The 14,252-nt window shown below is 66.8% G+C and carries 14 protein-coding genes; 8 read left to right on the top strand and 6 right to left on the bottom strand.

Annotated features, from left to right (window positions below; all coding sequences use genetic code 11):
- Nucleotides 1-46 precede the first annotated feature (46 nt).
- Nucleotides 47-577, top strand: a complete 531-nt coding sequence (locus KOR34_RS20860; protein ID WP_146567864.1) for a hypothetical protein — start codon at nucleotides 47-49, stop codon at nucleotides 575-577.
- 403 nt (nucleotides 578-980) lie between these two features.
- Here KOR34_RS20860 and KOR34_RS20865 read toward each other — a convergent pair whose 3' ends face one another.
- Nucleotides 981-1,829, bottom strand: a complete 849-nt coding sequence (locus KOR34_RS20865; protein WP_146567866.1) for a phosphohydrolase — start codon at nucleotides 1,827-1,829, stop codon at nucleotides 981-983.
- Nucleotides 1,830-2,023: 194 nt separating this feature from the next.
- Here KOR34_RS20865 and KOR34_RS20870 point away from each other — a divergent pair, with 194 nt between their 5' ends.
- The 6 genes from KOR34_RS20870 (at nucleotide 2,024) to KOR34_RS20895 (ending at nucleotide 8,883) form a co-directional block, all read left to right on the top strand.
- On the top strand, nucleotides 2,024-2,908 hold the full coding sequence (locus tag KOR34_RS20870; protein WP_146567868.1) for an LOG family protein: 885 nt from the start codon (nucleotides 2,024-2,026) through the stop codon (nucleotides 2,906-2,908).
- Between the two features lie 105 nt (nucleotides 2,909-3,013).
- A complete protein-coding gene (gene sppA / locus KOR34_RS20875; RefSeq protein ID WP_146567870.1) occupies nucleotides 3,014-4,060 on the top strand; it encodes a signal peptide peptidase SppA in 1,047 nt (348 codons plus the stop codon).
- A gap of 173 nt (nucleotides 4,061-4,233) precedes the next feature.
- Nucleotides 4,234-4,851 carry a hypothetical protein gene (locus KOR34_RS20880; RefSeq protein ID WP_146567872.1) on the top strand — a complete coding sequence of 206 codons (618 nt, stop codon included), beginning with the start codon at nucleotides 4,234-4,236 and terminating at the stop codon, nucleotides 4,849-4,851.
- A gap of 28 nt (nucleotides 4,852-4,879) precedes the next feature.
- Nucleotides 4,880-5,935 (top strand): 23S rRNA (adenine(2503)-C(2))-methyltransferase RlmN, encoded by a 1,056-nt coding sequence (gene rlmN / locus KOR34_RS20885; protein WP_228714722.1) that lies wholly within the window; start codon nucleotides 4,880-4,882, stop codon nucleotides 5,933-5,935.
- Nucleotides 5,936-6,077: 142 nt separating this feature from the next.
- Entirely contained in the window at nucleotides 6,078-7,904 is a 1,827-nt protein-coding gene (locus KOR34_RS20890) for a S8 family serine peptidase (RefSeq protein WP_146567874.1), read from the top strand.
- A 109-nt stretch (nucleotides 7,905-8,013) separates the two neighbouring features.
- The gene (locus KOR34_RS20895; RefSeq protein WP_146567876.1) at nucleotides 8,014-8,883 is read left to right on the top strand and encodes a DUF4142 domain-containing protein; all 870 of its coding nucleotides are present in this window, start codon (nucleotides 8,014-8,016) and stop codon (nucleotides 8,881-8,883) included.
- 127 nt (nucleotides 8,884-9,010) lie between these two features.
- Here KOR34_RS20895 and KOR34_RS20900 read toward each other — a convergent pair whose 3' ends face one another.
- On the bottom strand, nucleotides 9,011-9,535 hold the full coding sequence (locus tag KOR34_RS20900; RefSeq protein ID WP_146567878.1) for a helix-turn-helix transcriptional regulator: 525 nt from the start codon (nucleotides 9,533-9,535) through the stop codon (nucleotides 9,011-9,013).
- Nucleotides 9,536-9,717: 182 nt separating this feature from the next.
- Between KOR34_RS20900 and KOR34_RS20905 the strand changes: the two genes are divergently transcribed.
- Nucleotides 9,718-10,233, top strand: coding sequence for an RrF2 family transcriptional regulator (locus tag KOR34_RS20905; RefSeq protein ID WP_146567880.1), 516 nt, complete (start codon nucleotides 9,718-9,720; stop codon nucleotides 10,231-10,233).
- 88 nt (nucleotides 10,234-10,321) lie between these two features.
- Here KOR34_RS20905 and KOR34_RS20910 read toward each other — a convergent pair whose 3' ends face one another.
- The 4 genes from KOR34_RS20910 to KOR34_RS20925 all read right to left on the bottom strand — a co-directional run bounded on the left by KOR34_RS20910 (nucleotide 10,322) and on the right by KOR34_RS20925 (nucleotide 14,226).
- Nucleotides 10,322-11,464: a PDZ domain-containing protein gene (locus KOR34_RS20910; protein WP_146567882.1), complete on the bottom strand. Its 1,143-nt coding sequence runs from the start codon at nucleotides 11,462-11,464 to the stop codon at nucleotides 10,322-10,324.
- A gap of 70 nt (nucleotides 11,465-11,534) precedes the next feature.
- The gene (locus KOR34_RS20915) at nucleotides 11,535-12,230 is read right to left on the bottom strand and encodes an anti-sigma factor family protein (protein WP_146567884.1); all 696 of its coding nucleotides are present in this window, start codon (nucleotides 12,228-12,230) and stop codon (nucleotides 11,535-11,537) included.
- 32 nt (nucleotides 12,231-12,262) lie between these two features.
- Nucleotides 12,263-12,841 carry an RNA polymerase sigma factor gene (locus KOR34_RS20920; protein ID WP_146567886.1) on the bottom strand — a complete coding sequence of 193 codons (579 nt, stop codon included), beginning with the start codon at nucleotides 12,839-12,841 and terminating at the stop codon, nucleotides 12,263-12,265.
- Between the two features lie 137 nt (nucleotides 12,842-12,978).
- Nucleotides 12,979-14,226, bottom strand: a complete 1,248-nt coding sequence (locus KOR34_RS20925; RefSeq protein ID WP_146567888.1) for a prolipoprotein diacylglyceryl transferase — start codon at nucleotides 14,224-14,226, stop codon at nucleotides 12,979-12,981.
- Nucleotides 14,227-14,252 lie beyond the last annotated feature (26 nt).

Raw genomic sequence — 14,252 nt, forward strand, 5'->3', positions numbered from 1 at the left:
TGACAGCGCTAGGCAGCCAGCATCAGCGCTAGCAGGATCAACCGGCATGATCATCTCGGGCGACGACACACGCCGAAGGGGCCTGCTTCTCCTCCTCCGGCTGCCGTGGCTGCTGGTCAAGCAACGGCCCCGGTTCTCGATATCCGGAATGCTGCTAGTAGTGGCTGTTGCGGCGTGCTGTGCCGCCTACGTCGGGGCGGAGGTCCGCCGCGAAAACCGCCTGCGCGAGTGGGCTTCCGATCTGCAGCAACGGGGTGTGAATGTAATGGGACTCGCTGGCAGAAGCGTGTTTGTCGACTTCTTCGGCGTCGCACCGACTGATGAAGACTTTGCTAGGCTGCGAGACTTGCGAACGGACCGATGTATTCTGAGATTCCGTCGGGGCTACCTAGACGACGAGCGGTTGTTGTCGCTAGCTCCCGTCAGCGGGCTGGTGAGGCTTTCTTTTTCCGCCGAAGACGTGTCGCTCTCCGCCGTTCAGGAGTTCGAACGGCGAACGCCCGGCTGCGAGGTGCTAGTCGATCGGGAGCAACTCTGGTCACGTCGAACAGCCGAAGCGGCGGCAACTGCCCGATAGGCTGCCGTGCAGCACGCTGAAGCGTGGACTCCAACGGGGCTTTCTCGGCACTTTTCCGTAGAAACCAGGCCACCCCCTGTGCTCCAATGGAGTCGTCCGGCGGGGTCTGCCGGCCGCTCTTTCACAACTCACTTCCGGGCAACGGCGCCGCCGACCGGCAGACTTTTGTCCCTATCGGCGCACCGTGGTGGACAAAAGTCGCCCGCCGCTTGCCCAGCCCGGTTGCGGAAACGCTGCGATCGCAACGCCTTAGGGAAATCAGCGAGCGAAGAGTGGGCCGACTTTTGTCCCTAAGGTTGCGTAGCGCCAAAAGGGACAAAACTCCAGCGGCCGCAACGCACCAGAGTGTGTTAGTGAGCTCCCAACTACCTACCACCTGCCACACTGCACCCACCAAACTCCGCTAACGCAGGTACCGCCGCTCCGGCTCGCCGGTCACGCGGACGTTGATCTCCAGGAAGCCCTTGATGGGGCTGGCGTCGACCTTGGGCATCAGCACCTGCTCCACCTGGAAGATGCCGGCGTAGTCGTCCATCAGGATCGAGATCGCCACGGGCTTGTTCTCGCCGGTCTCGATGCAGACCTTGGTGACCGCGTCGGCGGAGATCTTGTGCATGTCGCCCACGGCGGGCTCCTTGTGCAGCATGCCGACCAGCCGCGACCGGCCGGAGGTCATGTCGGTGCCGTCGGCCACGAGCAGCGCGCCGGCCTCGACCGAGTACACCTTCTCGTTGCCCATGTGGCCGATGATGATCTCGCGGGCCAGCGTGCGGACCATCACCTGGCTGGCGATGTCGTCCGGGAAGAACTTGGGCAGGTAGCGGTCGAACATCCGGTCGGCCATGGCGGCCGAGTGCCACTCGTGCTTCTGCCGCGTGACGCCCATGCCGACGTCGTGCATCAGGGCGCCGAGCACTAGGGCCACCTCGGCGTGCACGCGTTCGCCGTAGCCCTCGGTCACAACCGACGGCTGCACGTTGCCCTCGATCAGCTTGTTGAGGATCCGCAGGCTGTGCAGCGCCGCGATCCGCATGTGCACGGGGCCGTGGTCGTTGTGCCGCAGCCGCTTCACCGCGACCGAGTTGGCCCACTTCTGCATGGCCAGCAGCTCGGCGTCGACCAAAAACTCCTGCAGCATGGGCGCCCAGGCGGGCGAGATCTCGGCCATGAGCTGGTCGTCCAGCTTCTTGGCGGTGCTGCCGTACTTCTTGGGGTCGAACGGCGAACCCTCTAGCTCGGGGCGTTCGATCATGGGGAACTCCTAATCCTCGTTGCCTGGGTAGCGGCGCCTGACGCGTAGCTAACGGGAATCCCTAGGCCCGGCGGGCGTGGGAATCGAATATACTTGCGCTCTCAGCGGCAAGGGTATGTCAGTCTGGGCGGATTCTCGCCCGGTTCTGCCGCCTTTTCTTGTTCTAAGCAGACCTTATCCCCGTCACGAAACGCATGACCTCCCCCAACGAATTCTCCCTGGACGCCCACCACGAGCAACTCCCCGAGGAGGTCGAGAAGAACCGCCAGGCGATCCTCGGCTCGCCCAGCTACGTGCTGGCCGAGAAGGACGTGCTGTTCCTCGCCGAGCCCGAGATGCGCCCCGTCCGCATGCAGTTGGAGCTGCAGAAGACCGAGCAGGCGATGGTCCGCGAGGGGGTCGACTCGACCGTGGTGGTGTTCGGCGGCACCCAGATCGTGCCCCAGCACGAGGCCGAGAGCCGGGTCAAGCTGGCGAAGCTGGAGCTGGAGGGCGACCCCGACAACGAGCGGCTGCAGCGGGCCGTGCTGCGCGCCGAGAAGCAGCTCGGCAAGGCCCGCTACTACGACGAGTGCCGCGAGTTCGCACGCATCGTGTCGAGCACCTGCCAGATCGACGGCAAGTGCGAGTTTGTGGTCACCACCGGCGGCGGCCCCGGCATCATGGAGGCCGCCAACCGCGGCGCGTTCGACGTCGGAGCCAAGAGCATCGGGCTGAACATCGAGCTGCCGCACGAGCAGGAGCCCAACCCCTACATCACGCCCAGCCTGTGCTTCCAGTTCCACTACTTCGCGATGCGGAAGTTCCACTTCATCCTGCGGGCCGCGGCGCTGGTGGTGTTCCCCGGCGGCTACGGCACGCTGGACGAACTGTTCAACACGCTCTGCCTGCGCCAGACCGGCCGCATGCAGGCGATCCCGATCATCCTGTACGGCCGCGAGTACTGGGAGGGCGTCATGAACCTGCAGACCCTGGCCGACGAGGGAGTCATCGCCGACGAGCACCTGGATCTGGTCAGCTACGCCGAAACGCCTGAGGAGGCGTGGAAGATCATCAGCACCTACCACGGCGTGGACTAGTGCGCCCCGGGTAGCACCTCTCGGCGAGCCGTGAGTTCACGGCTCGGAGAGCCGTGCTACAATTTCTCGATTCCGGATTCAACCGCCCCGACCTAGGACCCCCGCATGTCCCCCGACGCCCAGCCGACGCAGACCATCGTCATCCAGGAAAAGAAGGAGAGCATGTTCGGCCGCTTCGGCAAGGTGCTGATCGCGGTGGTCGTGATCCTAGTGATCGCTCTGATGGGCCTGTCCGCGCAGTACCAGAGCTACTTCAGCGAGCCGGGGGGGCCGCAGGAGAAGTACCACTCGCTCAGCAAGACCGCCACGGACAAGATCGCCATCATCAGCGTCACCGGCACGATCATCGAGGGCGACGACTTCGCCAAGAAGCAGATCGACCTGGTCCGCAAGGACGACAGCGTCCGCGGGCTGGTGCTGCGGATCAACTCGCCGGGCGGCACGGTCACCTACAGCGACTACCTGCTGCACCACCTGCGCGAGCTGCGCGAGGCCAAGGGCGATTCGTTCCCGGTGGTGGTCAGCATGGGCAGCCTGTGCGCCAGCGGCGGCTACTACATCGCCATGGCGGTGGGCGACGAAGAGGACGTGATCTTCGCCGAGCCGACCACCTGGACCGGCTCGATCGGCGTGGTGATCCCGCACTACAACCTGGTCGGCCTGATGCAGGAGTACGGCGTCGAGGAGGACTCGATCACCAGCGGCAAGTTCAAGCGGATGGGATCGCCCACCCGCGAGATGAGCCCCGAGGAGCGCGAGCTGTTCCAGGAGCTGGTCGACGAGACCTACGAGGACTTCCTCGACATCGTGCGGTCCGGCCGGCCCAAGTTCCGCGAAGACGACGCCGCGCTCAAAGATGTCGCCCAGGGGCAGATCTTCACCGCCACGCAGGCGGTCGACAACGGCCTGGTCGACAAGATCGGCTTTATCGAGGCGGCCATCGAGCGCACCTGCGAGCTGGCGGGCGTGTCCACCAGCTCGGTCCGCTGCGTGGAGTACAAGAAGCAGCTTACGCCGTTCGACGCGCTGATGAACGCCCAGGCCGCCAGTCAGAGCCAAGGCCCGCTGGGCGAGCTGCGGGCGTTCTTCGACCTGACCACGCCGCGAGCCTACTACCTTTACACCACGCTGCCGGCGATGATTCAGCGGTAGGAACTGCGAATGCCTACGACGCCTGCCAACTTTGGATGCTTGTTTTTTTGGCCACTGGCTCTGCCAGTGTGAAACGCGATGAGCCGTCGCCATTAGTTCATACTGGCTTTGCCAGTGGCACATGGCTCACGACGAGAGCGTGTTTCGAGTACCTATATTGAGACAGAACACGGATGGCAACTGACGCGGCGCAGTTCTGGACGTGGTTCAGTGAGCAGCATGAGCGATTTCGGAGCATCAATGCTTCTCTTAACGGTGAATCTCTGCTCTCTGAGCTGCAATTGCATCTGCACCAATACGATCCCGATCTCTGGTTTCAGATTTCGGAGCCGCTGTCTGAGGGCTACAACGAGTTGATCATCACCGCCGATGGCGTCAAATCCAAGTTTGCTCTAGTTGATTCGTTGGTGGCGACGGCGCCGGAGATTCCAAAGTGGCATATCATTGCATTGAAGCCACCTTATGGATTCGATTTCGTACACGAGTTTGGCGAAGTGAGCCTGAACTCCAGTGAACTATGGTTTCTTCCACTTCGCTCAAAAAGCAATCCATCGCTTGTAGGACTACGTATCGGAGTACCCGATCTATCGCCACATTTACGGGAGGAAACGGAGAACTCCCTATGGCTTGTGCTTGAAGGTGGGATTGGTGAACGAGCTTGCGCGGAGAGAATCCACCATATTGAAGTAGTGATGCTCCCAGCTACGCCCGAGGACGAGGGGTACATCAAGCTACCTGAGCTTGGCGACTATCTCGACTGGTTATCGAGGAATTCGCAGTCTAGCGTCTAGTACACACTCACATTTCCGAAGCAGCACGTTGCCTCACCTCCTTTCCAACATCGACCAACGCCTCGACGAGATCGCCGCTGCGCACTCGCTGCCGGGCTACCGCCGCAAGCAGATCCGGCAGTGGCTGTTCGAGAAGCGGGCCGAGGGGTGGGATGCGATGAGCAACCTCTCCAAGCAGCTGCGGGCGGAGCTGGCCGCGGAGCTGCCGCTGTGGAGCTCGCGGGTCGACCGCCACACCGAGGCGGCCGACGGCACCGAGAAGCTGCTGCTGGGGCTGGAGCAGGGGGGGCAGATCGAGTGCGTGCTGCTGCGGGACGAGCACCGCCGCACCATGTGCGTGAGCAGCCAGGTGGGCTGCGGCATGGGCTGCGTGTTCTGCGCCAGCGGCCTGGACGGCGTCGACCGCAACCTGACCACCGGGGAGATCGTCGAGCAGTTCCTCCGCCTGCAGCGCCACCTGGCGCCGGAGGAGCGCATGAGCCACATCGTGATGATGGGCATGGGCGAGCCGCTGGCGAACCTCGACGCGGTGCTGCCGGCGCTCGCCGAGGCGACCCGGCCCGATGGTCTGGGGATCAGCCACCGGCGGATCACGATCTCGACGGTTGGCCTGCCCAAGTCGATCCGCCGCCTCGCGCGGGAAGAAACGCAGTACCGTCTGGCGATCTCGCTGCACGCGCCCGACGACGAGCTGCGGAACCGCATTGTGCCGACCAACAACAAGATCGGCATCGACGAGATCCTGGCCGCCGCCGACGAGTACTACGACGCCACCCGCCGGCGGCTGACCTTCGAGTACGTGCTGCTGGCCGACCTGAACGACCAGCCCGAGCACGCCCACCGACTGGTGCGGCTGCTCAGGGGACGCGAGGCGCTGATCAACGTGATCCCGTACAACCCGGTCGAGGGGCTGCCGTACCAGACGCCCAGCATGGAGGCCCAGAAGGCGTTCCGCGCGGTGCTGGAGGGCGGCGGCCTGGCGGTCCGCTTCCGCCACCGCAAGGGCGACAAGATCAACGCCGCCTGCGGCCAGCTGCGGCGCAGCCAGGCCGGCTCGCAGGATGTTGTGCAGCTGGAAGTCTAAGCCGACTCCGGTTTGCTTCTAGGGCCCCACCGGCTTAGGGTAGGGCCTGGCGGACTTCGCGCGGGGGGCTCTTTCCCCGGCCGCGAGCGGACTCGTCGAACGCTGCTGCCCTGACGCACCTATCTTGACCGGGAGTCCGCTAGTGATCCGTTCGCAATCCGGTTGCTATTCTGCGCTGGCGGGCCTGTTGGCCTGCCTGATGGCGCCTGGAGTTGGCGCCGCGGGCGCTGGCCGCAACGCATCGGCTACCGGCCTGCCCGACAAGCCGCCGCTGAAGGTTATCGGACCGCTGGGGCCGCAGGTCATGCCGATGCCGGAGGGGAAGGTCGCGGCCACCGCGCACCTGGTCACGAGCATCCCGTCGACCTTCGCCGGGCCGAGCGTCGCGACGCTCCTCGGTGCGGACGCGTTCTATGATCGGGGAGTCACCGGCGCCGGCGCCCGGCTGGCCAATGTCGAAGGGGGCCACGTCTGGAGCGGGCACGAGTCGTTAGGGCACGTCGGCCCCTTCGTTCACGACGCAGCCGCGTGGGACGACCCGGGCACGCGGGGCGACCAGCAAAGCGACTTGTTCGACCGCCATGCTACCTGGGTTGGCGCAATCGCCGCCGGACGGCTCGGCGGCGCGGTCCCGGGCGAGCACCAACGCGGGATCGCGCACGGCGCGGCGCTGCAGTCGGGCGCCATCGCCACCGACTGGACCGGTCCCGCCTACTCGGCCGCCTTTGACATCTCGGCCGACACCTACTTCACCGCCTACGAGCACTCGTTCAACACGGCGGACATCATCAACAGCAGCTGGGGGTTCACCGACCCGACCGGCGCGGACTCGGGCCTGACCGTGCTAGGCGACGCCCTCGCCAGCCAGAATCCTGGCGTCACGTGGGTGGTGTCGGCCGGCAACACCGGCCCGGCGGGCGGAACGGTTGGCTCGCCCGCTTCCGGATTCAACGCGATCTCCGTCGGCGCCCTGCAGAATGACGGCTCGAACCGGTACGACGCGGTGGCAGCTTTCAGCAGCCGCGGCCCGCAGGACTGGGCCGGCGGCGGATTCTTCTGCGCGGAGTGCCGTGCAGCGGTCGACCTGGTCGCTCCGGGCACGGACCTCACCGCAGCGTTCCATGGTTTGGACACCGGCGGAAACAATCCGACGCTCGTTGGCGCTGTCGACAACGTGGCGGACAACTTGTACGCGGCGGGCCTGGCGGGGACCAGCTTTTCCGCGCCGATTGTCGCCGGCGCCGCGACGCTGCTGGTCGCCGGCAGCTACGCCGACCCTTCGCTCGCCACGAACCCCGCCGCACGCGACGCGTTGGTGGTGAAGGCGGTGTTGCTGAACAGCGCCGACAAGCCCGACGGCTGGAACAACGGGCAGGAGTCCGTAGCCGGGGTGATCGAAACCTCGCAGTCGCTTGACTACGCCAGCGGCGCGGGAGCGCTCAGCATCGGCGGCGCGTACCATCAGTACCTGCAGGCCGGCACGCAGGACGTGCCGGGCACACCGATTGGCGTGCAGGGCGCTATTGACGCGGTCGGGTGGGACTTTGGCTCGGTGGCCCACGGCGTTGACAATGTGTACGTGCTGGAGGAAACGGTGCAGGCCGACACGCCGGTGACGATCACCCTCGCGTGGCGACGCGAGCGGAGCGAAACCTTCCTAATCAACGGGCTCGTGCAGGACGATGCGCAGGCCGACCTGGACCTGATCGTCCGCGACCGGGAAAGCGGCCAGGTGGTCGCCCGCTCGATCAGCGGCGTCAACGTGGTGGAGCACCTCAGCTTCCGCGCGCCGGCGACTTCACGCTATCAGTTCGAGGTCAACTACTTCGGCGACATTTTCGGGAGCCAGGCCAGCGAGGAGTACGGACTCGCCTGGTCGGTGGCGGTGGTCCCCGAGCCGACTACTGCGCTGCTCGTCGGCGGGGCGGCTGCGTTGCTAGCCGCCGTTCGCCCGCGTCGCGAATGCTGAGTAGCCGCCTCGTTCTTCAACGGCATAGCCTTTGCGGATGCTTCTTCGCGAACCCGCGTCGGTGTGACAGCGGGCGACCAATTCACTTCTCAGGAAGGGAGCAGCGACGATGAGTAGGTCATTCGCCATGACGATGGTGGTCACGATGGGGCTTCCCGTCACGGCTGTGGCTCAGCAGCCCACTGCCGAGCCGGACGCATATTTGCCTAACAGGAACCAGCCGACCCAGCAGAGCACCGCCGACTCGGCGGACACGCCGCAGCGGCGCGAAGCAAACTACCGCGGCGACCAGCAGCAAAAGGGCGCCAGCCAGCAGGCTAATGCCGAGCTCGTGAACTACTTGGCCGCCAAGATGATGCTCGCCAACCAGTGTGAGATCGAGGCGGCCGACCTGGCCGCGCAGCGGGCGGAGAGTTCGGACGTCAAGTCGCTGGCAAACAAAATCCGGCAATCGCACGACCTGCTGAACAAGCAGCTCGTCCAGGCGATGCCCGGGCTGAAGTCGGTCGAGGGCCTTGCTTCGACTAGTTCCGGCGCAGAACGCACCAATCGGACTAACGCGGCCAGCAGAGAGTACGACGCAGAATCCAATGCCCGCAATCGGGTGGCTGGCGCCGACAGCACCGCTCGCGATCCGTTTCTAGACGGCGCCGCTCAGCAGCTGATTGATATCCAGCGCCGCGCGGTGCAGAACAACCACCAGATGGTGAAGACCGAGCTCAGCGAGAAGCAGGGAGCGGAGTTCGATCGCTGCTTTGTGAACCAGCAGGTCGGCGCTCATATGTGGATGCTGGCCGAGCTCAAGGCGATGCAAGACGTTGGCCCGAGCCAGTTCGCCAGCCTCGTGCAGGAGAGCGAACGCCAGGTGAAAACGCACCTCGACGCCGCGAAGCAGCTCGCCAAGCAGTTCGAGCAGCAGGCCCAAGACGCTCAGGCGGGCGCTGCGTCGGAGCCCCGCACGCGCGTGAGGAACTTCTAGGCTTTATGCAAGCTGATTAGTCCTGAGGCGCGTCTCGCCAGGCGGCGACGCGCCCCCCAGCCAGGCGGCCGCATTTCGGCCGTCTGGCTTTTTCTGTGCGCGTGCCCTTCGCTGTGCGGCGCTGCGGCTACTCCAGCAGACCGTGCTGCACCGCGAACAGCACGATACCCGCGGTTCCCTTGACCCCCAGCTTCTGCCGGATGTTCTGGCGATGGGTCTCGACGGTGGAGCTCTTCACGCCCAGCTCCTCGGCGATCTCCGCCGAGCTCATGTCGCGACAGATCATGCGGACGATCTCGGTTTCGCGGTCGCTCAGGTCGATCGGCTCGGGCAGGCGGAACGTGATCGCGATCGCCACCACCTCGTCATCGGAGTGCAGGTGCCGGTCGGAGTGCTGCTCGACGGTCTCAAACCGGGCCCGCAGCAGCTCGCCGTACTCGCCGCGCCAGGTGCAGTACTGGGGCTCGCCGGTGAACAGGCACTCGGAAAACGCGGCGCGGATGCGGCGGGCCTGATCTTGATCGTTGAGGTGCTCGCCCATCGTTTGGCCGAGCAGCCGGTTCGGGTCGTACTGCAGGCTGTCGGAGCACTGAAAGAACGACACGAATCGCGCCCGGCGGTCAAAAGCCGAGACATAGTGGATGTTCTGCATAGACGTTTCCTCTAGCGGCCCCTAAACCCTCCAGAAAAACGCGTCAGAACCTGGTCGGACGCTGGCGGTTCTCACGATACTCCATATCGCAGGCGGAGCATAGAAATGAAGTGAACGGCGGACGCAACCGGATTGGCGTCGCCGCACGGAACATTTCTACGATAGAGAAGGTCGAGGCACAGATGAAACTTACCCGCACGGCCGAGTACGCGCTAAGCGCGCTGCTCCAATTGGCCGAACACCCCCCGGGCACGCCCGTATCGTCGCACCTGCTCGCCCGCGAGGCCCAGTTCCCGGAACGCTACTTCCTGCAGGTGCTACGCAGTCTTGTGACACACGGGCTGCTCAAGTCCATGCGAGGCGTGGACGGCGGCTACACGCTGTGCGTGCCGCTCAGCGAGATCAGCCTGCTGCGCGTCATCGAGATCACCGACGGCCCGCTGGACTCGGCGCCGGTGCAGTCGGCGGCCCTGCCCGGCAGGGTGCTCGATCGCGTGAACCAGACCATGGCCGGGATCGCCGCGGGCGCGAAGAGCCGGCTGGCGATGGTGTCGCTCGCCGACCTGGCCGCCGAAGAGACCCCCGCCGCGCTGACGCCGGTCAGCAGGGCGGACGGCGCCGACTTCGGCCCCGAGTTCCACCTGCCGGGCTGCGGCTGCAGCGGCGGAGTGGAGACGCGACAGACGGTGGACAACTGAGGCAGCGCAACAAAAAACCGGTCACGGCCGTTGGGCCGTGACCGGTGGGATTGTTAGCACGTCTGCGGCGTGGTGAAACGCCGCGTGGCTACTCTTGGTCGGCGGGTTCTTCGACCGCCGGCTCGGCCGGCAGCTCAATCTCAGCGGCGGGCGCCGGCGGCGGCACAAAGGCCGGCGCCTCGTCGTCCGCGGCGGGGGGCGCCTGGCCGGCCTCCTCACCCAGCCGGCCGCGGAGTTGCTCGATCTGCCGTTCGAGCAGTTCCAGCCGGCGGCGGATACGCTCGTCACGGCGACCTGCCCAGCGTTCGCCGAAGCCCTCGAACATCCCTTCCAACTGCGGCAGCAGCTCCTGGACATCCACGGCCACGTTGACGCCCCCCTGGCCGTTCAGCATGCCCTCGACCATCGGACGCATCTCCGGCGGCAGCTGCTCGAGCGACTCGGGGTCGTCGGCGTCCACCTCCCAGGTCTTGTCCCCCTGGGTCACGACGACGCGCGACTTGCCGTTGTGCGTCTGCACCTGCACGGACGCGGCGCCGGGGCCGCGGATGTCGACGTTCGCGCCGCCCACGGCGACGCCCGGGCCGAACAGCCGAAACTCGGGCCCAACACCAAAGAGTTGAAGGTTCGGGCCGTCAGCAGCCAGCGGCTCGTCTTCGGGGCCAAAGAATTGCTCGAACACTCCAGCGCGCGGGGCCGGCTGCATCGGACGCGGAGGCGCTGCGGGCCGGGCGGCGGGCACAACGGTCACCTCCTGGTGGCCACCGGCGCGGAGCAGGTCGAGCTTGATCTCGCCGGGCTCGGCGCCGCCCACCTCGCGGACCACCCCGGCCAGCGTGGCCATCTCGGTCACCGGCTTGCCGTTGGCGGTGAGCAGCACGTCAAACTTTTTGATGCCCGCCTGGGCGGCCGGGCTGTCTGGCACGACCTCACGGACCAGCACGCCGGCGCCCTCGAGGCCGAGGTGCGCGCGGAGCTCTTCGCTCACGTCGCCGCCGAGGATGCCGATCCAGTAGGACGGGGCGGGAGATTGGGCCTGGGGCTGCGCCGGGGCGCCGGGCTCCGGCGGCGGCGCGGGGGCCGCTTCGGCCGGGTCGTCGCCGACGCGGACGATCACTTCTTGCGAGTCGACGTTCACGTCCACCGGCTGCTGCGCTAGCGTGGTGCACGCGATCCCCGGGATCAGCGCGAGCGACATCAGCCGCCCGCAGGTCTTGAAGTGTCTTACCATGGCTTGTTCCTTCCTTTTGGAATCGTTGGATTGGCCGGGCGCGTCGGGCCGCGGCTACGGGGTTGGTTGACTACAGGTAATCGTCGGCCGGCGGTTTGACCTGCAGGTCCTCGACCGGCACGACCAGCACGCGGCCGTCGTCCATGTTTAGCGGCGCGTAGCGCTGACGGGACTGGAAGCGGTAGCCCTGATCCTCGTAGCGCTGGCGGACCTCCGGTGGGATCGCCGAGCGGAACCTCACACCGAGCCGCTCGTCGAGCTTGTCGGCGTCCACCAGCCGTGTGCGGAGCGACCGTCGGCCGCCCGAGTCGTCGCTCGTCCAGAACGTCACGACGTCCTCGTCCGGCGCGTCGGCGCGTTGCTGCCGGACAGCGATAGCGGACTGGACGTCGTCCGGCGAGGGCAGCTCGACCGTGGGCATCTCTTGCTCCTCTTCCACGCCCGCCATCGTTGTCGCCGCCGACGGCGACCAGACTCGGCCGCTCAACGACCCGGCGCCAAACGCCACGAGCACCGACGCCGCCAGCGCGAGCCAACCGCCCGGTGCGAAAGGCGTCCGCTGCCGTTCGGCGGGGGCGACCGGCGACCCGTCGGCCCCGGCGGCGACCGCGCCAAGCTCCTCGCGCAGCACCTGAGATTCAACGAACGCCAGCGCGCACCGGCGCCAGTCGCCGGGGGAGGTCTCGAGCGCCTGGAGCAGTTCGCGCCGCTCGGCGGGCGAGAGCTCTCCGTCGGCGAGTCGGTCGAGGTCTTGGTCGAGGATCATGGGGCGCGTACGAAGTCGGATAAGTAGAAAGGTCAGTGGGCCAGCGTTGGGTCGGCGGTCACCAGCGCCCTCCGCAGCCGCCCGCGGGCGCGTTGCAGCCGCCCATCCACAGCGGCTTCGCTGACTCCCAGGTGTTCGGCCAGTTGGCGGTAGGTCCAGTCTTGCGTGTGCTTGAGCAGCAGGATCTCGGCGTCGCGGCGGGGCAGCAAGGCCAGCGCGCGTCGGACGAGCGCCTGCTGCTCGGCCGCCAACAGCCAGTCGAGTGGGTCGGGTTGGTGGGGGTCGTTCTCGCCATGGAGCACATCGCGTTGGAATCGTTTCAGCAGCCCGCGCCGGCGGCCCTGTCGGCGGCGGTGCAGCAGCGACTCGGTCACCGCCACCCGGTACAGCCATGGGGCGACGCGCGCCGGGTCGCGCAGCTCCCCGCCGCGTTTGGCCGCGGCGAGCGCCACCTGCTGCATCACATCGGGCACGGCCGCGGCCTCGCCCAGGCGCGCCAGCACCACGGTCCGCAGCCACGGTCCGTGCTCCGCGAGCGCGGCCTGCCAATCGACCGCCTGGCCGGTGGCCGGCGGGGTCGTGGCGTCGGGCTGGTTACGGCTGGAGGGCATCGGCGGGGTCGCTGCGTTGGGGGTCCGCTGGGCCGCCCCGCGTGGGGGCCCGGCAGCGGCCTGCTATCGCCCTTACGCAAAGAAAGCTGCCGCTGAGCGGCGTTGCCTGCGCTGGTTCTTGGAAAAAGAGTGAAAAACTACGCGAGTCCCGGGTTCGCCCCGGAAAACGCCAGCTTGGGGGGCCGGCGGAGCAGGATAAACCAGTACACGGCGACCGCCGCTAGCAGCCCCACGCTGACGTTCTGAGAGATGCTCAGCCCGGTGCCGAAGATGGCCGCCTCGTCGGTGCGGATATCCTCGAGCAGGTACCTCGAAATCGGGTAGAGCGTCAGCAGCAGGCCGATCACCTCGCCGTCCCGCCGGCGGAACGCGTAGTAGGTCCACGTGATCCACGCCAGCAGCGCGGCGTTGACGGCGCTGTACAGCTGAGTGGGGTGGACCGGCAGGCTCTGGCCGGCGCCGATCACCCGACGGCCGTCGCGGAGGGCGACCGTCACGTCCTCGCCGCTCCAGTACGCGCGGCTCAGCACCCGCTGCGCGCCAGCCATGTCGTGCACCTCGGCGCCGTTGATCGTTGCGACCTGCTCGCTGTCGGGTTGGCCCGCGATCAGCGCCCCCCGCACGATCAGCCGCGGCGGTTGGGTGCTGGCGTCCTCCTGCAGTTGCAGGCCACGCTCCAGGTCGCCGGCGTAGAGCTGGTCCTGGTAGGCCGGGCTGCCCATCGGGAAGGTTACCGCCCAGACGCGGTCGCACTGGCCGCCGTAGCAGCAGCCGTTCAACAGGCAGCCGACCCGGCCCAGCGCGAGTCCCACCACCAGGCTGGGGGCCAGGATGTCGGCCAACGCGAGCATCGGCAGCTTGTGCCGCAGGCAGAACGCCACGAAGGCCAATGCCGCTCCGATCAGTGACCCGTAAACCACCAGGCCGCCCTCGGTGAACATCAGCATCTGAACCACGTTGTTCGGAAAGCCCAGCGTGGCGAAGCGGGTCTCCCAGTACTCGATCACGTAGAACAGGCGCGCGCCGAGGATGCCGCACACGAACAGCCACACCGACAGTGAGAAGATGACGTCCGCCGACAGGCCGTTCTGGCGGGCGCGGTGCGCCGCCATGCCGACGCCGCACACCGCGGCGAGCAGCAGCATCAGCCCGTAGCCGCGGATCGGCAGCCCGCCGGGAAACATCCGGGGCAGCGCGACGATCACCACGGCCACCATCAGCCCGACCGGCAGGTAGCCGCGGGCCTCGGCGGTCGGCATGCCGCGGTTGGTCTGCCGCCACAACCACCCGCCCAGCCCGACGACCCACAGAGCCAGCAGCACGCCGAACCCGAAGATCGGCACGCCCCCCAACTCAACGGGGATCCTGAGCAGCTCGCTCTGCATGGCTGGTTGCGCGCTTGGGGAAGGGT

The sequence above is a fragment of the Posidoniimonas corsicana genome (assembly GCF_007859765.1).
GTDB lineage: Bacteria > Planctomycetota > Planctomycetia > Pirellulales > Lacipirellulaceae > Posidoniimonas > Posidoniimonas corsicana.

Coding starts and splice junctions, on each gene's coding strand:
- KOR34_RS20865 (WP_146567866.1), bottom strand. CDS start 1,829: ATGATCGAACGCCCCGAGCTAGAGGGTTCGCCGTTCGACCCCAAGAAG.
- KOR34_RS20870 (WP_146567868.1), top strand. CDS start 2,024: ATGACCTCCCCCAACGAATTCTCCCTGGACGCCCACCACGAGCAACTC.
- KOR34_RS20925 (WP_146567888.1), bottom strand. CDS start 14,226: ATGCAGAGCGAGCTGCTCAGGATCCCCGTTGAGTTGGGGGGCGTGCCG.
- KOR34_RS20905 (WP_146567880.1), top strand. CDS start 9,718: ATGAAACTTACCCGCACGGCCGAGTACGCGCTAAGCGCGCTGCTCCAA.
- KOR34_RS20860 (WP_146567864.1), top strand. CDS start 47: ATGATCATCTCGGGCGACGACACACGCCGAAGGGGCCTGCTTCTCCTC.
- KOR34_RS20900 (WP_146567878.1), bottom strand. CDS start 9,535: ATGCAGAACATCCACTATGTCTCGGCTTTTGACCGCCGGGCGCGATTC.
- sppA (WP_146567870.1), top strand. CDS start 3,014: ATGTCCCCCGACGCCCAGCCGACGCAGACCATCGTCATCCAGGAAAAG.
- KOR34_RS20895 (WP_146567876.1), top strand. CDS start 8,014: ATGAGTAGGTCATTCGCCATGACGATGGTGGTCACGATGGGGCTTCCC.
- KOR34_RS20915 (WP_146567884.1), bottom strand. CDS start 12,230: ATGATCCTCGACCAAGACCTCGACCGACTCGCCGACGGAGAGCTCTCG.
- KOR34_RS20880 (WP_146567872.1), top strand. CDS start 4,234: ATGGCAACTGACGCGGCGCAGTTCTGGACGTGGTTCAGTGAGCAGCAT.
- KOR34_RS20920 (WP_146567886.1), bottom strand. CDS start 12,841: ATGCCCTCCAGCCGTAACCAGCCCGACGCCACGACCCCGCCGGCCACC.
- KOR34_RS20910 (WP_146567882.1), bottom strand. CDS start 11,464: ATGGTAAGACACTTCAAGACCTGCGGGCGGCTGATGTCGCTCGCGCTG.